This window comes from Streptococcus mitis (assembly GCF_013305725.1).
Lineage (GTDB): Bacteria > Bacillota > Bacilli > Lactobacillales > Streptococcaceae > Streptococcus > Streptococcus mitis_BO.
In genome coordinates, this window is record NZ_CP047883.1 from 1,341,482 (window position 1) to 1,364,404 (window position 22,923).

19 protein-coding genes, 1 tRNA gene, 1 pseudogene and 1 CRISPR repeat array are annotated in these 22,923 nt (G+C 38.3%); of the genes and pseudogenes, 4 read left to right on the plus strand and 17 right to left on the minus strand.

Translation table 11 applies throughout. The features are described from left to right. The first annotated feature begins 47 nt into the window (after window positions 1–47). Both M594_RS06635 and yidA read left to right on the plus strand, forming a co-directional pair. The gene (locus M594_RS06635) at window positions 48–1,352 is read left to right on the plus strand and encodes an HD domain-containing protein (protein WP_173876304.1); all 1,305 of its coding nucleotides are present in this window, start codon (window positions 48–50) and stop codon (window positions 1,350–1,352) included. Between the two features lie 12 nt (window positions 1,353–1,364). Beyond that, on the plus strand, window positions 1,365–2,171 hold the full coding sequence (gene yidA, locus M594_RS06640) for a sugar-phosphatase (protein ID WP_000023504.1): 807 nt from the start codon (window positions 1,365–1,367) through the stop codon (window positions 2,169–2,171). A 71-nt stretch (window positions 2,172–2,242) separates the two neighbouring features. Beyond that, window positions 2,243–5,444: a CRISPR direct-repeat array (repeat unit 36 nt; unit sequence GTTGTACAGTTACTTAAATCTTGAGAGTACAAAAAC). 64 nt (window positions 5,445–5,508) lie between these two features. Here the strand turns inward: yidA and csn2-St are convergent. From csn2-St to M594_RS06690, 10 genes are all read right to left on the minus strand, one after another. Further along, window positions 5,509–6,558, minus strand: a complete 1,050-nt coding sequence (gene csn2-St / locus M594_RS06645) for a CRISPR-associated protein Csn2-St (protein WP_173876305.1) — start codon at window positions 6,556–6,558, stop codon at window positions 5,509–5,511. After that, window positions 6,555–6,878, minus strand: coding sequence for a CRISPR-associated endonuclease Cas2 (gene cas2, locus M594_RS06650; protein WP_001268300.1), 324 nt, complete (start codon window positions 6,876–6,878; stop codon window positions 6,555–6,557). The genes csn2-St and cas2 overlap by 4 nt, the downstream gene beginning before the upstream one ends. Window positions 6,879–6,882: 4 nt before the next feature. Continuing rightward, window positions 6,883–7,791, minus strand: coding sequence for a type II CRISPR-associated endonuclease Cas1 (gene cas1, locus M594_RS06655; RefSeq protein WP_153222972.1), 909 nt, complete (start codon window positions 7,789–7,791; stop codon window positions 6,883–6,885). A gap of 178 nt (window positions 7,792–7,969) precedes the next feature. Continuing rightward, window positions 7,970–11,374, minus strand: coding sequence for a type II CRISPR RNA-guided endonuclease Cas9 (gene cas9 / locus M594_RS06660; protein WP_173876306.1), 3,405 nt, complete (start codon window positions 11,372–11,374; stop codon window positions 7,970–7,972). A 199-nt stretch (window positions 11,375–11,573) separates the two neighbouring features. Beyond that, a tRNA-Arg gene (locus M594_RS06665) sits at window positions 11,574–11,645 on the minus strand. Window positions 11,646–11,686: 41 nt separating this feature from the next. After that, window positions 11,687–12,034 (minus strand): 50S ribosomal protein L19, encoded by a 348-nt coding sequence (rplS, locus tag M594_RS06670; RefSeq protein ID WP_001068669.1) that lies wholly within the window; start codon window positions 12,032–12,034, stop codon window positions 11,687–11,689. A 118-nt stretch (window positions 12,035–12,152) separates the two neighbouring features. Continuing rightward, a complete protein-coding gene (crcB, locus tag M594_RS06675; protein WP_173876307.1) occupies window positions 12,153–12,482 on the minus strand; it encodes a fluoride efflux transporter CrcB in 330 nt (109 codons plus the stop codon). Continuing rightward, window positions 12,476–12,850 (minus strand): fluoride efflux transporter CrcB, encoded by a 375-nt coding sequence (crcB, locus tag M594_RS06680; protein ID WP_173876308.1) that lies wholly within the window; start codon window positions 12,848–12,850, stop codon window positions 12,476–12,478. The genes crcB (M594_RS06675) and crcB (M594_RS06680) overlap by 7 nt, the downstream gene beginning before the upstream one ends. Continuing rightward, entirely contained in the window at window positions 12,847–13,113 is a 267-nt protein-coding gene (locus M594_RS06685) for a chorismate mutase (RefSeq protein WP_173876309.1), read from the minus strand. The genes crcB (M594_RS06680) and M594_RS06685 overlap by 4 nt, the downstream gene beginning before the upstream one ends. A gap of 115 nt (window positions 13,114–13,228) precedes the next feature. Beyond that, window positions 13,229–13,672 carry a flavodoxin gene (locus tag M594_RS06690; RefSeq protein ID WP_001162125.1) on the minus strand — a complete coding sequence of 148 codons (444 nt, stop codon included), beginning with the start codon at window positions 13,670–13,672 and terminating at the stop codon, window positions 13,229–13,231. A gap of 103 nt (window positions 13,673–13,775) precedes the next feature. Between M594_RS06690 and M594_RS06695 the strand changes: the two genes are divergently transcribed. After that, window positions 13,776–14,711: a DHH family phosphoesterase gene (locus M594_RS06695; protein ID WP_173876310.1), complete on the plus strand. Its 936-nt coding sequence runs from the start codon at window positions 13,776–13,778 to the stop codon at window positions 14,709–14,711. Window positions 14,712–14,806: 95 nt separating this feature from the next. Then, window positions 14,807–15,049 carry a type B 50S ribosomal protein L31 gene (locus M594_RS06700; RefSeq protein ID WP_000710764.1) on the plus strand — a complete coding sequence of 81 codons (243 nt, stop codon included), beginning with the start codon at window positions 14,807–14,809 and terminating at the stop codon, window positions 15,047–15,049. Between the two features lie 115 nt (window positions 15,050–15,164). On the opposite strand, the pseudogene M594_RS06705 reads toward M594_RS06700, so the two are convergent. The 7 genes and pseudogenes from M594_RS06705 to M594_RS06735 all read right to left on the minus strand — a co-directional run. After that, window positions 15,165–15,320: pseudogene (locus M594_RS06705) on the minus strand (divalent metal cation transporter); the annotation flags it as partial. 237 nt (window positions 15,321–15,557) lie between these two features. Continuing rightward, a complete protein-coding gene (gene carB, locus M594_RS06710) occupies window positions 15,558–18,734 on the minus strand; it encodes a carbamoyl-phosphate synthase large subunit (RefSeq protein ID WP_173876311.1) in 3,177 nt (1,058 codons plus the stop codon). 200 nt (window positions 18,735–18,934) lie between these two features. After that, window positions 18,935–20,014, minus strand: coding sequence for a carbamoyl phosphate synthase small subunit (locus tag M594_RS06715; protein ID WP_000166853.1), 1,080 nt, complete (start codon window positions 20,012–20,014; stop codon window positions 18,935–18,937). Window positions 20,015–20,063: 49 nt separating this feature from the next. Continuing rightward, complete coding sequence (locus M594_RS06720) at window positions 20,064–20,987, minus strand: aspartate carbamoyltransferase catalytic subunit (RefSeq protein WP_004260121.1); 924 nt, start codon at window positions 20,985–20,987, stop codon at window positions 20,064–20,066. Between the two features lie 18 nt (window positions 20,988–21,005). Further along, window positions 21,006–21,527: a bifunctional pyr operon transcriptional regulator/uracil phosphoribosyltransferase PyrR gene (gene pyrR, locus M594_RS06725; RefSeq protein ID WP_000850023.1), complete on the minus strand. Its 522-nt coding sequence runs from the start codon at window positions 21,525–21,527 to the stop codon at window positions 21,006–21,008. A 210-nt stretch (window positions 21,528–21,737) separates the two neighbouring features. After that, a complete protein-coding gene (gene nth, locus M594_RS06730; RefSeq protein WP_050389966.1) occupies window positions 21,738–22,367 on the minus strand; it encodes an endonuclease III in 630 nt (209 codons plus the stop codon). Then, window positions 22,367–22,909 (minus strand): YceD family protein, encoded by a 543-nt coding sequence (locus tag M594_RS06735; RefSeq protein ID WP_173876312.1) that lies wholly within the window; start codon window positions 22,907–22,909, stop codon window positions 22,367–22,369. The genes nth and M594_RS06735 overlap by 1 nt, the downstream gene beginning before the upstream one ends. Window positions 22,910–22,923 lie beyond the last annotated feature (14 nt).

The window sequence follows — 22,923 nt, forward strand, 5'->3', positions numbered from 1 at the left end:
GTCCTACTATTTTACCAAAAACTCTAGCTTTTTGCTATAATGGTCATATGAACGAAAAAGTATTCCGTGACCCAGTTCACAACTACATCCATGTCAATAATCAAATCATCTATAACTTGATTAATACAAAAGAATTTCAGCGTTTGCGTCGTATCAAACAACTGGGAACGTCCAGTTATACCTTCCACGGTGGAGAACACAGTCGCTTCTCCCACTGTCTAGGAGTCTATGAAATTGCACGACGCATCACAGAGATTTTTGAAGAAAAATATACTGAGGAATGGAATCCTGCCGAATCCCTCCTCACCATGACCGCTGCGCTCCTTCATGACCTTGGTCATGGTGCCTATTCCCATACTTTTGAACATCTCTTTGATACAGATCATGAGGCCATTACTCAGGAGATTATCCAAAGTCCTGAAACGGAGATTCACCAAGTCCTACTACAAGTTGCGCCAGATTTTCCAGAAAAGGTAGCCAGTGTTATTGATCATACCTATCCTAACAAGCAGGTCGTTCAACTCATTTCTAGTCAGATTGATGCAGACCGCATGGACTATCTCTTGCGCGACTCCTATTTTACAGGAGCTTCTTATGGGGAATTTGACCTGACTCGGATTCTTCGAGTCATTCGTCCTGTCGAAAATGGTATCGCCTTTCAGCGCAATGGCATGCACGCCATCGAAGACTATGTCCTCAGTCGCTACCAGATGTATATGCAGGTCTATTTCCACCCAGCAACTCGGGCTATGGAAGTTCTCCTACAGAATCTTCTCAAGCGGGCTAAGGAACTTTATCCAGAAGACAAGGACTTCTTTGCCCGAACTTCTCCACATCTCCTGCCATTCTTTGAAAAAAATGTGACCTTGTCTGATTATCTGGCTCTGGATGATGGTGTGATGAATACCTACTTCCAACTCTGGATGACCAGTCCTGACAAGATTTTAGCAGACTTATCACAGCGCTTTGTCAACCGCAAGGTCTTTAAATCCATTACCTTTTCACAAGAGGATCAAGACCAACTCGCCAGCATGAGAAAATTAGTTGAGGATATCGGCTTTGATCCGGACTACTACACTGCTATTCATAAGAACTTCGACCTCCCTTATGATATCTATCGTCCCGAATCTGAAAATCCACGAACACAGATTGAGATTTTACAAAAAAATGGAGAACTAGCCGAACTCTCTAGCCTGTCTCCTATCGTCCAATCTCTTGCTGGCAGTCGACACGGAGATAATCGCTTTTATTTTCCAAAAGAAATGTTGGACCAAAACAGCATCTTCGCAAGCATTACCCAGCAATTTTTACACTTGATTGAGAACGATCATTTTACCCCAAATAAAAACTAGAAGAGGAATTTTATGAGTATTAAACTAATTGCCGTCGATATTGACGGAACCCTAGTCAACAGCCAAAAGGAAATCACTCCTGAAGTCTTTTCTGCCATCCAAGATGCCAAAGAAGCTGGTGTCAAAGTCGTGATTGCAACTGGCCGCCCTATCGCAGGTGTTGCCAAACTTCTCGACGACTTGCAGTTGAGAGACGAGGGTGACTATGTTGTGACTTTCAATGGTGCCCTTGTCCAAGAAACCGCTACAGGACATGAGATTATCAGCGAATCCTTGACTTATGAGGACTATCTGGATATGGAATTTCTCAGTCGTAAGCTTGGTGTTCACATGCACGCCATTACCAAGGACGGTATCTACACTGCCAATCGCAATATCGGAAAATACACAGTGCACGAATCAACCCTCGTCAGCATGCCTATCTTCTACCGCACCCCTGAAGAAATGGCCGATAAAGAAATCGTCAAGTGTATGTTCATCGATGAACCAGAAATCCTCGATACTGCTATCGAAAAGATACCAGCCGAATTTTACGAGCGCTACTCTATCAACAAATCTGCTCCTTTCTACCTCGAACTCCTTAAAAAGAATGTGGACAAAGGTTCAGCCATCACTCACCTAGCTGAAAAACTCGGATTGACCAAAGATGAAACCATGGCTATCGGTGACGAAGAAAACGACCGTGCCATGCTGGAAGTCGTTGGCAACCCTGTAGTCATGGAAAACGGAAATCCAGAAATCAAAAAAATCGCCAAATACATCACCAAAACAAATGACGAATCTGGCGTTGCCCATGCCATCCGTACATGGGTACTGTAAAAGAGAAATAGATAGAAACCGCTCGGCTGAGCGGTTTTTTATATAAGTTAGACAATTGCTAATATTATCTAAATATACAGTTACTTAAATCTTGAGAGTACAAAAACCGTCACGGGATTTCTATATCTGGATTTTAAGTTGTACAGTTACTTAAATCTTGAGAGTACAAAAACAGTAGTTGCTTACAACGTTTACCGTTATTAGTTGTACAGTTACTTAAATCTTGAGAGTACAAAAACTGTCACTTATCTCCTCGCAAACCCTTGATAGTTGTACAGTTACTTAAATCTTGAGAGTACAAAAACTATGTTCTTGAACTTGTTTTGCAAGCTCTGGTTGTACAGTTACTTAAATCTTGAGAGTACAAAAACAAGTGGGCCTGGCAGGTAGGCTTGTGACCGGTTGTACAGTTACTTAAATCTTGAGAGTACAAAAACAGTCTACCCAAGTAGATAGGCTCTTGAGATGTTGTACAGTTACTTAAATCTTGAGAGTACAAAAACACTTGGGTTGACTTGAAAGGGTCAGAGTATGTTGTACAGTTACTTAAATCTTGAGAGTACAAAAACCTACTTAATAAAGATGTAAAAACTGTTCGAGTTGTACAGTTACTTAAATCTTGAGAGTACAAAAACCAACCAGATTTGCTTCCCACGCTTTGCGGGGTTGTACAGTTACTTAAATCTTGAGAGTACAAAAACAGTCAGTGTAAGAGACTTCAGCAAGTGATTGTTGTACAGTTACTTAAATCTTGAGAGTACAAAAACTCTTTGACGTGCTTTACATCAATGAAGACGGTTGTACAGTTACTTAAATCTTGAGAGTACAAAAACCATCTTCAAAGCCACCCATCAAAGCGGTATGTTGTACAGTTACTTAAATCTTGAGAGTACAAAAACCAAATGCTGTTGCCAAAGGAGAAGCATCAAGTTGTACAGTTACTTAAATCTTGAGAGTACAAAAACCTCGAATTTTAGCCGTAATAGAGTTGTCTGGTTGTACAGTTACTTAAATCTTGAGAGTACAAAAACACAAATCAAAGTTACCTTTCATTTGCAATTGTTGTACAGTTACTTAAATCTTGAGAGTACAAAAACCCGCTCTAATATCAACTAAGGGAGTATAGGTTGTACAGTTACTTAAATCTTGAGAGTACAAAAACCGCTGCGACAAAGTACGGGACAGTTTATGTGTTGTACAGTTACTTAAATCTTGAGAGTACAAAAACCTTTTTTTTGCTATACTAGTATCGCTCTCGGTTGTACAGTTACTTAAATCTTGAGAGTACAAAAACAAACAGCGCTTTTAAACGTATTATCAATTTGTTGTACAGTTACTTAAATCTTGAGAGTACAAAAACTATATCCGCTTTAAAATCGTGGGCGTTTATGTTGTACAGTTACTTAAATCTTGAGAGTACAAAAACCAGCAATGCTATCATCACTTGTTGCTTTAAGTTGTACAGTTACTTAAATCTTGAGAGTACAAAAACAAACAGCGCTTTTAAACGTATTATCAATTTGTTGTACAGTTACTTAAATCTTGAGAGTACAAAAACTATATCCGCTTTAAAATCGTGGGCGTTTATGTTGTACAGTTACTTAAATCTTGAGAGTACAAAAACCAGCAATGCTATCATCACTTGTTGCTTTAAGTTGTACAGTTACTTAAATCTTGAGAGTACAAAAACACATTACAACACGATTATAGACCAGACCTAGTTGTACAGTTACTTAAATCTTGAGAGTACAAAAACCCCTTCAACATTCCAGTTTGGGGTAAGTATGTTGTACAGTTACTTAAATCTTGAGAGTACAAAAACAGGTTTGTAACCCTTGATTTTGTCTTTCATGTTGTACAGTTACTTAAATCTTGAGAGTACAAAAACCAATAGTCATAATGATCTCCATGTCGTTCTGTTGTACAGTTACTTAAATCTTGAGAGTACAAAAACCTTTGGGCTATGACTTCGTTCAATGGTCAAGTTGTACAGTTACTTAAATCTTGAGAGTACAAAAACCAACTATTAAAGATAAAAAGCTTGTTGGAAGTTGTACAGTTACTTAAATCTTGAGAGTACAAAAACAAGATGATGAAGAATTTAACGGTTACTTGGTTGTACAGTTACTTAAATCTTGAGAGTACAAAAACATGGCACATCGAATTTGGATAGTGAGAAATGTTGTACAGTTACTTAAATCTTGAGAGTACAAAAACAGAGGGAATACGTTATACATTCTTGGCTTGGTTGTACAGTTACTTAAATCTTGAGAGTACAAAAACTTAAATCAGATAATTCACAAAAAGCATCCAGTTGTACAGTTACTTAAATCTTGAGAGTACAAAAACCGTATATGTAATTTCTTTAATCTGGTCGTAGTTGTACAGTTACTTAAATCTTGAGAGTACAAAAACTTCTGAACAATGATATAGAATGTACTTATTGTTGTACAGTTACTTAAATCTTGAGAGTACAAAAACAGCGCATATAAACTGATTCAAAAGCACTCAGTTGTACAGTTACTTAAATCTTGAGAGTACAAAAACAAGAGAATCGGGACATGCTGAAACAGAGCGGTTGTACAGTTACTTAAATCTTGAGAGTACAAAAACAGATAATCTTCGTATGGATTTTGCTGGCATGTTGTACAGTTACTTAAATCTTGAGAGTACAAAAACTTTTTATGCTACTGTCACTAAGCCGTCTGGGTTGTACAGTTACTTAAATCTTGAGAGTACAAAAACCAAAAGGGAAGGCGCTTTTTATTTTCCAAAGTTGTACAGTTACTTAAATCTTGAGAGTACAAAAACTGCAGATAACGCTGAAATGTATGGTGACCAGTTGTACAGTTACTTAAATCTTGAGAGTACAAAAACAGCGAGTGAAATTTTCCAATAAACGTCAGTGTTGTACAGTTACTTAAATCTTGAGAGTACAAAAACTAACAGGGAAATCGGTTTGGAGACTTTCGCGTTGTACAGTTACTTAAATCTTGAGAGTACAAAAACAGGCGTTGTTTTCTGTTGTGATGCGGTTGTGTTGTACAGTTACTTAAATCTTGAGAGTACAAAAACAAGGCTTGTCTAGTGCTGGCAAGATGGTTAGTTGTACAGTTACTTAAATCTTGAGAGTACAAAAACTATAAATAACTCGTCAATATCATTAGGCAAGTTGTACAGTTACTTAAATCTTGAGAGTACAAAAACAACTTTGCACGCAGTCAAGGGAAATCACTTGTTGTACAGTTACTTAAATCTTGAGAGTACAAAAACCTCAAATTCGTCAATTTTGATTTTTGTTCCCTCAAAACCATTATAAAATCTTAAATCCAACTCGTCAATACCATTCTTTCAAATATTTCAATAACATTGGATTGATTGATTCAATATGAAATTTTGTTTTCATTTCATACTGATATAATTTGTTTAAAATCTTTAATGCTACTTGATCCTCTATAGATAAACTCATATGGAGAATTTCTGAACTAAATAAATACGGTCCAATCTTTCTCAAAGAGATTAAAAATTCTTTCTCATTAGGTATTTGATTTATTGGATATTGATTACTAAATCGTTCATACATAAATTCTAAAGAATAAAAATGATCGGCATGATCAGAAACGATATTAATCTCCTCGATTACTTCTTTAGTTACGTGAAGATAACCTTCATTTGAAGGAAACAACACAATATATAATGAGTTACTATGATTAGTAAGAAACTCCATTTTCTCGCAACATTCAACAAAATCATTATAGGATAAAAAATCATCCAAATTTCGTAAGACAAGTAAAAACTTTTCAGAACTGTTCGTCGCCATGACTTCTAACATGGAAAGAAATAATAAAAACTTTGTCTTATTGTCTACAAATTCAAAGGATATATTTTTATCATTTTTTCCAAAGTATGGTAAAAAATTTTTTTGAATTAATTGATTCGTATTAAAATATTTTGCTTCAGTATGATAGATAATATCATCTATTTGAAGATTCAACTTCTGATTCAATAAAAGTGAAATCCTATCTAGATTGTCATTGATATTTTCAATTTGCTCCATTATCTCTATAGAATTAATCTTTTTCTTTATATAATCATAGGCTACTGTTCCTTTTTTATATTCCATTTGTTCAATCAAATCATTGATATTGGATATTTGAATGACACTAAATTCTGACCGGGAAACCATTGTATCATCTATTAGTATTTTAGGCTCATTTTGTTCAAATAAAACTAAATCTTCCTCACTATATTTTTTTCCTCCAAAATACCACAATAGTATCTGCCAAATATAGTATTTTAATTGCTGATCTTGACCTACAATTTGAGTAAATTGACCAAAACTTAATGAAATATTATCCTTATACGGATGACTAATGTTCATTTTCATATAACTACCAACTTATTATCGCTGACTACTTCTTCTTGCTTTGTTTTTCCACCAATTATTAAAACCATTTCAGAAAATTGTTTCTCAGTCACTGCTAGCAAACGGACATTCCCACTTGGCAGATTACTCTGACTTAATTTTTTATAGAATTTACTAGCAAAACTTCGGTTCGGACAGGTTCTATAATAAACAGAAAACTGTAACATTTCAAAACCATTTGCAATTAAATCTTTCCGAAAATTACGATAGACTCTTTTTTCTTGATTTGTTTCCATTGGTAGATCAAAAAAACACAATAATCTCAATGCTTCATACCTCATTTCTTTAGCTCCATTCTACACTCGACACCATTGGACAGTAAAATTTACTAGTATCCTTATCAGAGATACATTTTAGAAAACCTTTGACATATTTATCCATTGCTACCGTTACAGAACACGTTTCTTTACCGTAACGAATCTTCGCATTTAGTGTATCCGTCAATGCAAGACGAAATTCATATTTTAAATACTCTTCATCTCGTAAATTTTGATAGACCCAGACATCGATAATCTGCCGAAAAGGTTCCATTAGGTCATCAACCAAGTTAAATTGATTATATTCATTCTTATGAAAAATTCCTATTAAGGGATTTAACCCATACCCAGAAATAATACGTGCCATCTGAGCTCTCATGATTGCATAACCATAATTTAGACCAGCATTGATAACATCCGTTTCCTGTTGTGTAAGACGTACGAATTTCTTTCCAAATAATTCATTGAAATAAACTTTTGCAGCATGGCCTTCACGATTGGTTTTATCTCCAAACTCAATATGCTCTTTATACTCCGCTAATAATTGTATACAATCAATATTCTTCTCAAACATTGCAAGAACATCTTGCTGATTGTTTATTTTAAAATAAGTAACTATCTGCCATAATTTATCTTTTTGCTCCTGCGTCCACAATAATTGCTCCTGTAATTTTTTATAGGCTCTAAAATGGCCATTTTGAGAATGGTAAATTCCTGTAGGCAAGTGCTCATTATCGCAGACAATTAAGGCAATATTATACTTACTTAAAGCACTTAATAACCTTAAAGTTACAACAGTATCCCCTCCTTCTGCTACAATTATCGAAATATCACTCAGTGGGATAACATAGTCTTGACCCATTTTCTTAATCAGAAGATTATCTAACTTCAATTGCATTTTTTCACTCTGACAGACATGCACAATTCTCCAAGTCATCGTATTTTCCTCTTTCCCAAAACGAAAACACCCAGCCATAAATGACAGGGTGTTGAATTCGGCATGAAGCCTTATCTTTGTAGCTTCTGCAAGATTTAAGTAACTGTGCAAGGCGTCCCTTACAATTACTATTATAATACATTGTAAAAGCCTTTGCAACTCTTTTTTTAAATATTTTTTAAAATTTGAGTTTTGGTTCGTCACCCTCTTTTTTAATGAAATGTTTATTACCTAAAATATCTGTTTTGACTTTATAAATAGAAAGATTTTCTATCTGCATATTTTTTTGTAATTGATTAGAGGAAGGTGGCACCTTTCCTAATACCTCCAGTTCTTCACCTTTCTCAAATCTTGCTTTTTCATAAGGTTTCAATTCTATTTTATGTTTTTCAAAACTTTTTGGATTATCTTTCCCAGTACGAGACCAAAATCTAAAAATTTGTTGACAATTCGTTTCAGTATCTTTGATTAAAATTAAATCATTTTTATATAGAGTAAACTTAAATTCAGAATTTTTACCAATTCCCTCTTTCTCTCTTAATTTATTATACGTCTCTGTAGAAATACCATAAGCACCACCTTCTTCAAAAGACAAATCTGCATACTTTAATCCTAAAAATTCATATTTTTTAGTTTCCATATTGTAATACACATCTGTTCTCCAAGGATTTAAAGATAACAAAGCTACAGTATTTCGACTCCCTTCAGGAGTTATATTTTTGTGTTTACCTAATAAAATATCGTAATATTTCAGACTTTTAATTTCTGGACCATTACCTTTTTTACTGTACTTACGGATTGGTCCATTTTCTTGTCTATATTTCTCAAATGGATTAAAATCAACTAATTTTCCAGTTTTATCGTATTCTTTAAATGGTCGATATTGTTCCATTATCTTCTCGATTACTTCATCCCAAGTCTTTCTATCTTTCTGAAACATTAAGAATTGGGATTTATCCTTATTGTATAAATCTAAAAACTTATAGAACCCAGTTTTAGAAGGGGTTTTAGTCCCTAAAGAATAGATATCTTTAATTTTTCCCAAAGTATAAGTGTATTCTTTTTTCTCTTTATCCAACTTTGCTTTTCTTGTTGCGTAAATAGTAGCGTCTGAAATTTTTCGATTGAATTTTGAATCTACTTGATAAGAAAATAGTATACTATCCTCAAACTTCTTGCTACGCAATGTATCAACAAAATGGTCATAAGGAGCTTTAAACACTAACTCTTTGTATTCATAATCAGTTAATGAAATAATTTCTCCAGTCTCTGAATCAACAAACTGTCCTTCTTTATAAGAAATCAGAGGATTATTCTGTTTTTTCCATAATCTTAATTGACTCGAAGCGGCAATAATTAAGGCATCAACAGCATGATGATGGTAAGTCTCACGAGACTTTTCAAGCCTCCACTTTCTTCTTAGCTGAGAGGTAAATTGTCCACGTACCACCGAAATAGTTGTATCAAATTTATGAGCTTTATAAAAATCTTGTAGAGCATTTAAAACAACACGCGATGAGTATCGAGTATCAACTAAATTCCGTTCGATAAACTTCTGCTTCACTTCAATTTTACTAATGTCTTCTTCCGTTAAAAGGTAATCTTTCTTTTTATTACCTAATAATTTAGAATCTTTTACATATGATTTAAACTCACGATATGACCAAGCATCATCCATACTGTCTAATGCCTGAAACGGTGTTCGCTGCCCCTTCTCCTGGTTTGCTGTAGCTAGAACCAATACTTTATTAGATAGACTATCATCAAACGATAAAGATAGAGGTAAAATATGATCAATTTCGTACTTGTACTGATTGTGAATTAAATCTGAAATTGGAATATTCTTCCCAGTATAGAGACACTTCTCTCCCTGCTGGTGCCATAAACGAATCTTAGTAGCCAATTCCTTATGCCCATGAAAAATACTATCTGGTAACTCTTTTTTCCCATTGTATTGGAATGCAGCCTTTTCCATAGCAGCCTTTTTCTCATCATGGTTTGCCTTTTGACGTTTTATATAATCTTTCTTAGCATCTTCTTCGTTATTCTCTCGTGCCATTTCTATAACAATATCATCAAAGATACCATATTTTTTAGTTGCTTCGTTGATTATCTTTATGGCCTGTCTGACAGATTTTGCTACCACAGGATTATAGATTTCTTCTGTTACTTCTTTTTCATCAATATACTTAGTTCTTTTTGATGTTCCTTTAAATTTTTGTTTACCCAATCGTGTTAGAATTGCCATCTGCTCTTCTGAAGTTTCATAGAGTTCTGGTATCAATTCCATCATGAGTTTAAGAGAAAAATTATGCCATCCCTTACTAAATAGACTACTATTATTTTTTCTAAATTGAACCAATTCAAGTATTTGGTCTTGACTAAATACATCCATTAACTTTGTATTAATCGCTTCTTCTATACCTTCTCGTTCAGTATTTAGAGTTAAAATATGAGCAAGCTCATCTAGAACTTCTCTAGAAAATTCTCCAACTGGAATTGTTTCTAGCGACTGCATTTTTCGATAGACTTCAAAAGTGTGCATTTCAGGTTTATTGTTTACATCAACTCGATAACCACGTATCTGATCTACTGAAGCATCAATCATTTTAGCAATGTATTTCAATAAGGTTGAAGCCCCTAATGTTTTCGCCGACTTCGCATATTCAACGATTGTTTTCTTTTGTTCCTCACTCAGTTTCTTGGTCTCTGTAGGAACTGTTAAATTATTTAAATCATTTAGCAAATTAAACTCTTGAGCAGTATAGGAAGCTTTTGAAGCCCTGTATTCATTCGGATAAAATGTACATTTACCAATTAAAATACCAAAAATATTATCTAACGTCGTACCGTCTGTTCTGAAACGTCCATAATCCGTCCGAGATTTTTCATTACCTGGCCCATGATAGTATTTTCTTTTCTCTGTAAGGATTTTTAAGTAATCTTCTATAAACTTATCCGTGATCTGATTATTAAATTCTTGCTGTTTTCTAAGAATTCGTTCAGCTTCTTTTCTATAAGCAGATGTTGAAAAAACGTTAATTAATCGGTGCTTATCGCCTTTTTCTTCAACAGTAAAATCTCCCCTTACTTGACCATATTTTTCAAAACGCTCTAGTTGGATTTGACCAGGTGTTTGTTCAGCAAGTAATTTTCTATTTTCCTCAACTGCCTTACCATAATCAGACGATACTGCACCACCATCCTCAGAAGCATCATCTAAATAGCTAATCCCACGTCTCTTAACAATGTTCTTTAAAGCTATGAACAGCTCCTCATTTGTTAGTTGCTGATTCAATCCATGTACTCGAAGCCGATATGGATTAAGATTAATGGATACCTTAGAAAAATCAGTTAACAAACCATAGTCATCAAATAGATCCTGAAAGCGAACAACACGGTGTTTTTTCCGTCGATTTAATCGTCTAGCCTGTCTACTGTTTCTTCTTTCAACATTATTATCAGCAGTTGCAGCTGGGAAAATACGAGAATTCGTATGGATAATCTCACCAGTATCTTTGTTTAGAATACCTACACCTACTGAGGCAATACCAATATCCAATCCTAAAACTAAACCATTCATAGTCAAACCCCTAACTAATTATCATATTAATTAAATTTTACCCTTTACTTCCTAAAAAATCAAATCATTATAAGCAATTACTAAAAATCTTTTACTATTATATAATTATATAAAAATTCTCCCATCTCCTTCATTCACGAAAAACAAAAAAGCGTAATCTAACGCTTTTGGAGTTCTATTTTAACTTGAATGATTTCTATGCCCCCTGCAGGAATCGAACCTGCAACTACTCCTTAGGAGGGAGTTGTTATATCCATTGAACTAAGGGAGCTAGATAAAAACTCTGCTGAAAAGCAGAGTTTTTTAGTCGAATTAACGACGGATTTCTTTGATACGAGCTGCTTTACCTTGAAGAGCACGCAAGTAGTACAATTTCGCACGACGTACTTTACCGTAACGTACAACTTCGATTTTTTCAACACGTGGAGTGTGGATTGGGAAGATACGCTCAACACCTACACCGTTAGAGATTTTACGAACTGTGTAGTTTTCTGAGATGCCAGCACCTTTACGTGCGATAACAACACCTTCAAAAATCTGGATACGTTCACGGTTACCTTCGACAACTTTCGCGTGTACACGAACAGTGTCACCAGGACGGAATGATGGGATATCTGTACGAAGTTGACCTTCAGTCAAGCTTTGGATTAATGGATTCATTTTATTCTCCTATCTTTGTCAATCTTGAGGAATCTTCCTCAGCGGATAAACTGTATTTTTGTGCGTCCATTACACACAAGATACAGTTTACCAAATTTCCACAAAAAAGTAAAGAAATTTATAGCAGAATTCCTAAAAAAATCGCAACCAAACCACCTAGGTAGGTCAAAGTCAGGTAAGAATAAAAGACCTTCTTATCACTTAACAGTCTTTGAAGTTCGTCATTCAAGGTCGAAAAAGTTGTTAAACCTCCACAAAAACCCGTCGCTAAAATAGCATAGACTTCCTTAGACTCTACATGATTGTAGAATAAGCCAATCAAAAAACAACCTAGAAGATTGGCTATGAGAGTTCCTAGGGGTAATTTAGAAGCTTGATTATAGCGAGAAAATAAATAGCGCACTAAAGCTCCGAAACCACAAGCAATTGCAAGATAGACCATTACCATTTTTTCCTCCCCAAATAGTAAGCCAAGAGCAGGCCTCCACCCACGCTTAAAATGAGATACAAGACTAGGCTAAGATAACGCCCTGTATCAAGCAGTTTCACAGCATCAAGCATGAGACTAGAAAAGGTTGTTAAACCTCCGCAAAAACCTGTACCCAGTGCTAAAACCAATCCCTTACTAGTCCCTTTATAGACCAAATAGCCCTTGACAAGATAAACCAAGCAGAAAATACCCAGATAGTTAACAAGAAGGGTGCCCCAAGGAAAGTCTGGACTGACTGGTAACCAGTTGGAAACTAGATAGCGAACCAATCCGCCCACCATGGCAGCTAGAAAAATTCCTAGCGGATAAAATTGTTCTTTTTTCATTTGATGTTTTGATCCTGATAATCACGCGAACGTTTGAGTATGTCAGAAAAAATCGCGACAATAGTCTCCTGATAGCGCTTGTCCTCAACATGATTTCTGACCTTTTCAAAGATAATTGCTTCTCTCTTGGTATCTAAAATCGGTTTCCCTGAAGCCTTCTTATAAGCGACAACCCCTTCAACTAAATTCATTCGTTCTTCTAACAGTTTGACAATTTGATCGTCGATTTGATCAATCTCTTGCCGAATACTATCTAAATCCATAGTGTCTCCTCCTTTATTTGAATTATTGTATCAAAAAGCCACCAAATAGGCTAGTAAAATCCCAAGTCACGGTAAGAAAAATGCACTGATTGATTGCATCAGCGCACGTTTATGCTTATCCTACTTTAGCAGCCAATTCTTCTGCGAATTGTTCCAAGCGTTCAATGTCTTCTTCCTCAGCAGAAAGATCAACTTTGACACATTCTGAACCTTTTTCTGCCCCTGTCGCTACAAAAACGCGATCAAAGTCATCAACAGCCTTACAGAATTCATCGTAGAAGGTATCTCCTGAGCCGACCACTCCGTAGATTTTACCATTCAAGTTGAGATCTGCTAGGTCTTCGTAGAAGTCCATCATCTCATCTGGTAATTCTCCGTCGCCATAAGTATAAGTCGCAACGATAGCGATGTCTGCTTCCAAGAAGTCTGAAGCGTCAACAGTTGTACATTCATCAACATCGACATCCAAGCCCAAGTCACGTAATTTGTCTGCTACAATATCTGCAATTTCTTCGGTATTACCGGTCATACTGGCAAATACAATTTTTGCTAATGCCATATCGTCCTCCTCAATTTATCTTTCTCCATTATATCACATCTTTTTCATTTTAAAAATAAAAATTCTTGTGCTACAATGAAATGAGAAAGAATTGAGGTTATTTATGGACATTTGCCATCAAATTTTAGAAAAAATCAAAGAATACGACACGATTATCATTCATCGTCATATGAAACCAGACCCTGATGCCTTGGGAAGTCAAGTGGGCTTGAAAGCTCTTCTCAAACATCATTTCCCAGAAAAAACTATCAAATCCGTAGGTTATGATGAACCAACTCTAACTTGGATGGCTGAGATGGATCTTGTTGAAGATAGTGCCTACCAGAGAGCACTTGTCATCGTCTGTGATACGGCGAATACTGCTCGTATCGATGATAAACGCTATCGTCAAGGTGATTTTCTCATTAAGATTGACCACCATCCAAATGATGATGTATACGGTGACCTATCTTGGGTAGATACTAGTTCAAGTAGCGCTAGCGAGATGATTACCCTATTTGCCCAAACAAGCCAACTAGCCTTGTCAGATCGCGCTGCTGAGTTGCTCTTTGCAGGAATTATTGGTGATACAGGCCGCTTCCTTTATCCTTCTACGACTGCACGGACTCTTCGCCTGGCTGCTTATTTGAGAGAACATAACTTTGACTTTGCGGCTCTCACTCGCAAAATGGACACTATGAGCTACAAAATTGCTAAACTGCAAGGCTACATCTACGACCATCTGGAAGTGGATGAAAATGGTGCAGCGCGCGTTATCCTGAGTCAAGAAGTCTTGAAACAATTCAATGTAACCGATGCTGAAACTGCCGCTATTGTAGGAGCTCCTGGTCGGATTGACAGCGTCAGTCTCTGGGGAATTTTTGTGGAGCAGGCTGATGGCCACTACCGAGTTCGCTTACGTAGTAAAATCCATCCTATCAATGAAATTGCCAAAGAACATGATGGTGGAGGCCACCCTCTAGCAAGCGGTGCTAATTCCTATAGTTTAGAAGAAAACGAAATCATCTACCAAAAGTTAAAAAACTTGCTTAAAAACTGATAAAATACTTGCCAAACTTTTTAGAATCTGATAGACTAGTATGGTAACAATCTATGGCTCGCAAAGAGACCATGGCAGAAAGGAAATATTGCAAAATGAAAAAAGATATCCATCCAGAATATCGCCCAGTTGTCTTCATGGACACAACTACTGGTTACCAATTCCTTAGCGGTTCAACAAAACGCTCTAACGAAACAGTTGAGTTCGAAGGCGAAACTTACCCATTGATCCGTGTGGAAATTTCATCAGACTCACACCCATTCTACACTGGACGTCAAAAGTTCACTCAAGCAGATGGACGCGTGGATCGTTTCAACAAAAAATACGGTCTCAAATAATGATAAAAAGAATAGTTTCAGCTGTTCTTTTTTGTTTCTTATTTTCATTAACCAACCACTGCTATTATCTCTTTATCAATCCTCAAGCTGATGCCAAGACCTGACTTAGACAGGTTTAAAAAATATCGAAAAGAAACTTGACATTGAGAATGGTCAAGATGAATGAAACTACGTAGCCTAGGATTGTATTCCACTTGGCATCGTTAAATTCTCCCATCACTGACTTCTTAGAGGTCAGATAAATTAAGGGAAAAATCTCGAATGGAAGAGTGACCTTTTTGTAAGAAGACATCGGAATATTCACTTACTAATCTTGTCTTTACCTAGTTTAGTAATGGAATTTTGAAAATACAATGAAAATAATTTCCTATTTCCAATTTATTCTTATTACATCATATTTTGAAACGATTCTTAAGGAAAGCATGATAGTTAAAACAAGCAAGAACAGTATTGAAAAAAACCAGCGTTTTCTGACGCTGGTTTTAAAAATATGAAAAATTTTTCTCAACTAAATTGCTTCTGTGACAAAACTACGGCTTTCCAATACTTTGAGCATGGCGTTAGCTGTATCTAGGGCTGTGAAGAGGGGCACTCCGTGTTCAATAGCTGAACGACGGATTTGCTCACCATCTTCGTCTGCAGTTCGTTTGGTTCCTACTGTGTTAATGATAGCTTGGATTCTTCCTTTACGAACAAAGCTTGGAATATCCTTATCGTCATCACCAATCTTTCCAACAGGTTGGGCTTGCAATCCATGACTGGCAAAGAAGGCTGCTGTCCCTTCTGTCGCAAGGATTCCATAGCCAATATTTTGGAAACGACGAGCCAAGTCCAAGGCTTCTTCTTTGGCATCATCAGCGATGGTAAATACAACGTTACCAAAAGTTGGCAAGTGGAGGTAAGAAGCTTCAAAGGCTTTATAGAGAGCTTTTTCCAAAGTAGTATCAGAACCCATAACTTCACCTGTTGACTTCATTTCAGGACCGAGCAAGCTGTCTACCTTAGCTAGTTTGGTAAAGGAGAAGACAGGTGCCTTGATATGAACGCGAGTACTTTCAGGGTAAAGACCATCTTGGTAGCCCAGTTCTTCAAGGTTTTCACCAAGAATGAGCTTAGTCGCTACCTGAGTCATAGGAATATTAGTCACCTTAGAAAGGAATGGAACAGTACGGCTGGCACGTGGATTGACCTCAATAACATAGACTTTTTCATCCTTGATGACAAACTGGATGTTCATCATACCAAGGCAGTTAAGACCGATTGCTAGGCGTTTAGTATAGTCTGCGATTGTTTCTTGCACCTTTTGCGACAAGGTTTGTGGAGGATAAACGGCCATTGAGTCACCTGAATGGACACCGGCACGTTCGATATGCTCCATGATACCAGGGATAAGGACATTTTCTCCGTCTGAAATGGCATCAACTTCGCACTCTTGACCAACGATGTATGAGTCAACAAGCACTGGGTGGTCTGGACTAGCTTTAACTGCTGTACGCATGTAAGAACGGAGATCTTCCTCATTTTCCACGATTTCCATGGCACGTCCCCCCAAGACATAAGATGGGCGAACAAGGACTGGGAAACCAATTTTGCGAGCTGCAAGCACTGCTTCTTCTTCATTGGTAGCCGTTTGTCCTGGTGGCTGAGGAATATCTAAGTCTTTAAGAGCTTGCTCAAAGAGGTCACGGTCTTCGGCACGGTCTAGATCAGCAACCTGTGTACCAAGGATGGTCACACCTGCTTTTGCCAAAGGTTCCGCAAGGTTGATGGCTGTTTGACCACCAAACTGAACAATAACACCTTTTGGTTGTTCCAAGTCAATGACGTTCATAACATCTTCGAATGTCAATGGCTCAAAGTAGAGCTTGTCAGATACCGAGAAGTCTGTAGAAACTGTCTCTGGGTTTGAGTTCATGATGATAGCTTCGTATCCAGCAGCCTGGATAGCCTTAACCGAGTGAACAGTTGCGTAGTCAAACTCGACCCCTTGACCGATCCGGATTGGACCTGAACCTAGGACAAGTACAGATTCCTTATCAGACTTGATAGACTCATTTTCCCAACCGTAGGTTGAATAGAAATATGGTGTTTCAGAGTCAAATTCTGCCGCACAAGTATCTACCATCTTATAAACTGGAACAATCTTGTTTTCCAAACGAAGCTGGCGAACTTGGTCAGCTGTAGTATTCCAGAGTTCTGCAATCTTACGGTCTGAAAATCCATTAAGTTTGGCAGTTTTCAAAACGTCTAGTTCTTGTGGATGAGCACCCAACTCCTGTTCAATTTCAAAGATATGCAAGAGTTTATCCAGATAGAAGATATCAATCTTAGTTAATTCAGCAATTTCTTCTGGTGTGTAACCACGGCGAATAGCTTCTGACACATAGAAGAGACGGTCATCCTGGGCTTTGACAACTTTTTCAATCAAGGCATCATCAGAAACTGATGCAAGTTCAGGCATTTCATTGTGATGTACCCCAATTTCAAGGGAGCGGCAAGCCTTAAGAAGAGATTCCTCGATGTTACGACCGATTGCCATGACTTCTCCAGTCGCCTTCATCTGGGTACCAAGACGGCGTTCACCTTTTTCAAACTTGTCAAATGGGAAACGAGGAATCTTGGCAACCACGTAGTCAAGGGCAGGCTCAAACATGGCATAGGTTGAACCTGTAACTGGGTTAATAACCTCATCCAAGGTCAAACCTACTGCAATCTTAGCAGCCAATTTTGCAATCGGATACCCTGTCGCCTTAGATGCCAGGGCTGACGAACGCGATACACGAGGGTTTACTTCGATAACATAGTACTTAAAACTGTGTGGGTCAAGGGCCAGCTGAACATTACATCCCCCTTCAATCTTAAGGGCACGAATGATGCTCAAGCTTGCGTCACGAAGCATTTGGTTTTCATAATCTGACATGGTTTGGGCAGGGGCAAATACAATGGAATCCCCTGTGTGAATCCCAACTGGGTCAAAGTTTTCCATGTTACAAACAACCAGGGCATTGTCAGCTGAGTCACGCATGACTTCGTACTCGATTTCCTTGAAACCAGCAATGGAACGTTCAATCAAACACTGGGTCACAGGTGACAATTTCAATCCATTTTCAGCGATTTCACGCAATTCTTCCTCATTAGCACACATACCACCACCAGTACCACCAAGTGTAAAGGCTGGACGAACGATGACTGGGTAGCCAATTGTTGCTGCAAAGGCAACAGCTTCTTCAACAGTGTTTACAATTTCAGATTCTGGAATGGGTTGTTCCAATTCTTCCATCAATTGTTTAAAGAGGTCACGGTCCTCCGCTTGGTCAATAGCAGATAATTTAGTTCCCAGAAGTTCAACACCAAGCTCATCTAGAATACCATTTTTAGACAATTCCATGGCCATATTAAGACCAGTTTGCCCACCAAGGGTTGGTAGCAAGGCATCTGGACGCTCCTTACGAAGAATACGTGTCACAAACTCAAGTGTAATTGGTTCAATATAAACCTTATCAGCAATTTCCTTATCCGTCATGATAGTTGCAGGATTTGAGTTAACCAAGACAACCTCATAACCTTCCTCTTTCAACGACAAGCAAGCCTGGGTCCCAGCGTAGTCAAACTCAGCAGCCTGACCAATAATAATCGGACCAGAACCAATCACCATAATTTTTTGAATATCAGTACGTTTAGGCATAGTTTATGATACAAAGCCCGTAAAGAACACAGCGAAAATAGGAAACTCGGTGCAGATGCCTTCAGCGTCAAGACGATGTTTATCTTTTTCACACAGTTCTTAGGGCGTGTTCACTTCCGCGAACAATGTATCTTCTCCTTTCTATTCGTCGCCTCTCAGGGCGACATTAAATAAATTCTCCGACGAGCTTTTACTCGTTCTTAGTTTGATTGTTTAAATGCTTCCATCATCTCGATAAACTCGTCAAATAGGTAGCTTGCGTCGTGTGGACCAGGGGCTGCGTCTGGGTGGTATTGAACAGAGAAAGCAGGTTGGTATCTGTGACGCACACCTTCAACTGACTTGTCATTGATTTCTTCATGGGTAATAATCAAGTGCTCTGGCAAATCCTCACGGCTAACTGCATAACCATGGTTTTGACTTGTAAAATCCACACGGCCTGTAGCAATTTCGCGTACCGCATGGTTGAATCCACGGTGTCCAAATTTCATCTTGTAGGTCTTAGCACCATTTGCCATTGCAAAGAGTTGATGCCCCATACAAATACCAAAGATTGGAATTTTTCCTTGCACACCACGAATCATATCCAGTGCTTGTGGAACGTCTTCTGGGTTACCTGGACCATTTGACAACATAACTCCGTCAGGATTGAGATGGAGAATTTCTTCTGCCGTTGTCGAATAAGGAACAACCGTCACGTTACAATTACGCTTAGAGAGTTCACGTAAGATTGAGTGCTTGAGACCAAAGTCAACTAAGACAACACTCAAACCAACTCCTGGAGCTGGATATGAAGTTTTAGTAGAAACCTGCTTGATATTGTCTGTCGGCAAGACTGTCGCTTGGAGCTGATCCGTCACATGGTCCATGCTGTCCCCAACGTGAGTCAAGGTTGCACGCATGGTACCATGCTTACGGATAATCTTAGTAAGGGCACGCGTATCAATCCCTGAAATACCAGGAATTTTCTTGGCTTTCAAAAATTCATCTAGCGTCATTTGGTTACGCCAGTTGCTAGCTCTACGTGCCTCTTCGAAAACAACGACTCCCTTACAAGTTGGAATAATGGATTCGTAATCATCACGGTTGATTCCATAATTTCCCACCAAAGGATAAGTAAAGGTCAAGATTTGTCCATTATAAGACTGGTCTGTAATGGATTCTTGGTAGCCGGTCATCCCTGTGTTAAAGACGATTTCGCCTGTTACATCAATATCTGCTCCGAAGGCCTTACCTTCAAAAACTGTGCCATCTTCTAATACTAGAAGTCTTTTTGTCATATTTTCACCTCTCGTGGACGCTCACTGGCGTCTTTTAACGTCTTGTGTTTTAGTTGGCGTTTCTACTCGCCAATACGGATTCTAAAATTGCCATTCGAACAAAGACACCGTTGGTCATTTGTTGGACAATGCGTGATTTTGGTGCTTCAACCAAGTGATCTGCGATTTCTACATCACGGTTGACTGGAGCTGGGTGCATAAGGATTGCTGTTTCTTTCAAACGGTCATAACGTTCTTGAGTCAAGCCATGTTGGGCATGGTAGTCTTCTTTTGAAAAGACAGCTCCACTATCATGGCGTTCATGTTGCACACGGAGAAACATCATGACATCCACCTGATCAATGATTTCATCAATAGTTACAAACTGTCCATAGTCTGCAAACTCTTGACTTCTCCATTCCTCAGGTCCAGCAAAGTAAAGTTCAGCTCCCAAGCGTTTCAAAATCTGCATATTGGATTTAGCAACGCGTGAGTGGTCCAAGTCACCTGCAATAGCAACCTTAAGACCCTCAAAGTGACCAAATTCCTCATAAATAGTCATCAAATCAAGCAAGCTCTGGCTAGGGTGTTGGCCCGAACCATCTCCACCATTGATGATGGAAGTCGTAATCGTGGGACTAGCAATCAACTCTCTGTAGTAGTCAACCTCTGGGTGGCGAATCACACAGACATCCACTCCTAGTGCAGATAGGGTCAGGATAGTATCATAAAGTGTTTCACCCTTATTGACCGAACTAGTCTTCACATCAAAGTCAAGTCGTTCCAATCCCAGTTTAATTTCTGCCACTTCAAAGGACTTATGCGTCCGTGTAGAATCCTCAAAGAAAAGATTGGAAACAATCGGATGGTCCTCGTAGGGAAGCTGAGCTCCATTTTTAAACTCAATTCCTCGCTTGATCAATTTCATCACTTGATCGACAGTGAGATCTTCCATGGACACCACATGGTTCAATGCTTGTTGATTTTCTGACATGGCTACTCCTTTAGCTTTCTAAGCTTCTTCAGTAATCAGAACTCTATCTTGGCCATCAAGTTCTGCCATCTCTACGATGATTTCTTCAGAACGACTGGTTGGGATATTTTTCCCAACGTAATCTGGACGGATTGGCAATTCTCTATGTCCACGATCGACTAAGACTGCTAAACTCACGCGCGCAGGACGTCCATGTCCTACAATATTATCAATAGCGGCGCGGATGGTACGGCCTGTATAAAGCACATCATCCACCAAGATAACTTCACGGTCTGTCACATCGACAGAAACCAAAGAAGTATCTTCTCCACTTTTAACATCATCACGGAAAGGTTTCGTATCCAATTCCACAACAGGAACTGAAAGATTTTCTAGCTGCTCCAAACGTTCTTGGATACGGTGGGCGATAAAGACACCGCGAGTTTTAATACCAGCCAAGACGATTTTATTCAAATCTTTGTTGCGTTCGATAATCTCATAAGTAATACGCGTAATCGCTCGTTTGACGGTCAATTCGTCTACAACTTCTTTTGTCTTCATGACAAACCTCCAAAAAGAAAAGTCTCCTTAAACAAGGAGACTTGAAATGTATAGCTAAGCAAGCCCTACTGCAAACAGTATAGACTTCACCCTTCTACTTTATCGCGCTCCTTGCCTGCCTCACGGGACAGGTTTAAAGGAATATTTAGTTATCAATTACTATAGCACAAAGCATGCTTAAAATCAAGCAAAAACTTTCGATGTTTCATCTTACAAATTGCTAAAATCATATAATTGTGGGTACTGGTCACACTCTGGATTTTTAGGGTGACAGATGGCTCTTCCAAAATAAATCATGGCCTGATGGGCTGCTAACCACTTCTCAGGTGGCAAGATATCCATGACCCGCTTTTCCACCTCAAGTGGTGTCGCTGATTTTTTGACAATATCGTGGTGCTTACAAATACGCTCCACATGGGTATCGACCGCAAAGGCTGGAATCCCAAATCCCACACTCATGACAACATTGGCTGTCTTGCGACCAACACCTGCCAGACTTTCCAATTCCTCACGTGTCTGAGGAACTTGACCATCAAAATCATCTAATAGTTGTTGGGCACATTTTTTAAGGAATTTAGCTTTATTCCGATACAATCCCAAACGAGAAATGTGTGAAGCAATCTCATTCTCTGTCGCCACAGACATGGCTTGGGGCGTTGGAAAGGCAGCAAAGAGACCTGGTGTGGCCTTATTTACCGCTGCATCCGTCGTCTGGGCTGACAACATGACCGCAACCAAGAGTTCAAAATGATTGGTAAAATCAAGACTGGGCTTGGCATCTGGAAAAAGAGCAATGATTTCTTCTAGCACCTTCCGTGCTCGTTTTTTTGACAAGACCATTATTCGTCTCCGTCAAATAGTCCTTGCAAGCCAGCAAAAGGACTGTTTTCTTCTTTCTTGACTGCTTGTTGAGCTTGGTATTCTTCCTCAGTCATGATTTGCCAGTCATTTCCTGACACAAATCCTTGACCAGCCTCTTCTTCAGCCGTCAAGACCTTAATAGGAATATTTAGTAGGATATTGTCTGATACGCTCTCAGCAAGGTCAAGTTCTCCATTTTCGATAGGCAAGACCAAATCATCGTCTAAAACTTCCTGATCTAGTTGGTTAGTTGCGCCTTCCATGAAAACTTCCGTTACTGGATAAGATTCAACTAACTCAACTGGCTCCATACTGCGACTTGAAGCAAGAACAATGGTATAAGATAGTTGATAGTCTAAGAAATACATACGGTCTTCGTACTGTACTTTTCCAACTGCAAGGATATCTTTTACATCTAAAATTTCTTGATTACGTGCACGCAGGTCTGCGGCTAGGTCTAACGTTTGTTCAAAATGCAAGCCTTCAGGTTGCTTACGAATTTCTTGAATATTTAATTTCATACTTCCTCCATAAA

Bases quoted from the DNA above. Each gene is read 5' to 3' on its own strand.
- M594_RS06685 (WP_173876309.1), bottom strand. From the start codon at position 13,113: ATGGATTTAGATAGTATTCGGCAAGAGATTGATCAAATCGACGATCAA.
- cas1 (WP_153222972.1), bottom strand. From the start codon at position 7,791: ATGACTTGGAGAATTGTGCATGTCTGTCAGAGTGAAAAAATGCAATTG.
- M594_RS06695 (WP_173876310.1), top strand. From the start codon at position 13,776: ATGGACATTTGCCATCAAATTTTAGAAAAAATCAAAGAATACGACACG.
- M594_RS06700 (WP_000710764.1), top strand. From the start codon at position 14,807: ATGAAAAAAGATATCCATCCAGAATATCGCCCAGTTGTCTTCATGGAC.
- M594_RS06715 (WP_000166853.1), bottom strand. From the start codon at position 20,014: ATGACAAAAAGACTTCTAGTATTAGAAGATGGCACAGTTTTTGAAGGT.
- pyrR (WP_000850023.1), bottom strand. From the start codon at position 21,527: ATGAAGACAAAAGAAGTTGTAGACGAATTGACCGTCAAACGAGCGATT.
- crcB (WP_173876307.1), bottom strand. From the start codon at position 12,482: ATGGTAATGGTCTATCTTGCAATTGCTTGTGGTTTCGGAGCTTTAGTG.
- csn2-St (WP_173876305.1), bottom strand. From the start codon at position 6,558: ATGAAAATGAACATTAGTCATCCGTATAAGGATAATATTTCATTAAGT.
- cas9 (WP_173876306.1), bottom strand. From the start codon at position 11,374: ATGAATGGTTTAGTTTTAGGATTGGATATTGGTATTGCCTCAGTAGGT.
- carB (WP_173876311.1), bottom strand. From the start codon at position 18,734: ATGCCTAAACGTACTGATATTCAAAAAATTATGGTGATTGGTTCTGGT.
- M594_RS06690 (WP_001162125.1), bottom strand. From the start codon at position 13,672: ATGGCATTAGCAAAAATTGTATTTGCCAGTATGACCGGTAATACCGAA.
- crcB (WP_173876308.1), bottom strand. From the start codon at position 12,850: ATGAAAAAAGAACAATTTTATCCGCTAGGAATTTTTCTAGCTGCCATG.
- M594_RS06735 (WP_173876312.1), bottom strand. From the start codon at position 22,909: ATGAAATTAAATATTCAAGAAATTCGTAAGCAACCTGAAGGCTTGCAT.
- M594_RS06635 (WP_173876304.1), top strand. From the start codon at position 48: ATGAACGAAAAAGTATTCCGTGACCCAGTTCACAACTACATCCATGTC.
- cas2 (WP_001268300.1), bottom strand. From the start codon at position 6,878: ATGAGGTATGAAGCATTGAGATTATTGTGTTTTTTTGATCTACCAATG.
- nth (WP_050389966.1), bottom strand. From the start codon at position 22,367: ATGGTCTTGTCAAAAAAACGAGCACGGAAGGTGCTAGAAGAAATCATT.
- yidA (WP_000023504.1), top strand. From the start codon at position 1,365: ATGAGTATTAAACTAATTGCCGTCGATATTGACGGAACCCTAGTCAAC.
- M594_RS06720 (WP_004260121.1), bottom strand. From the start codon at position 20,987: ATGTCAGAAAATCAACAAGCATTGAACCATGTGGTGTCCATGGAAGAT.
- rplS (WP_001068669.1), bottom strand. From the start codon at position 12,034: ATGAATCCATTAATCCAAAGCTTGACTGAAGGTCAACTTCGTACAGAT.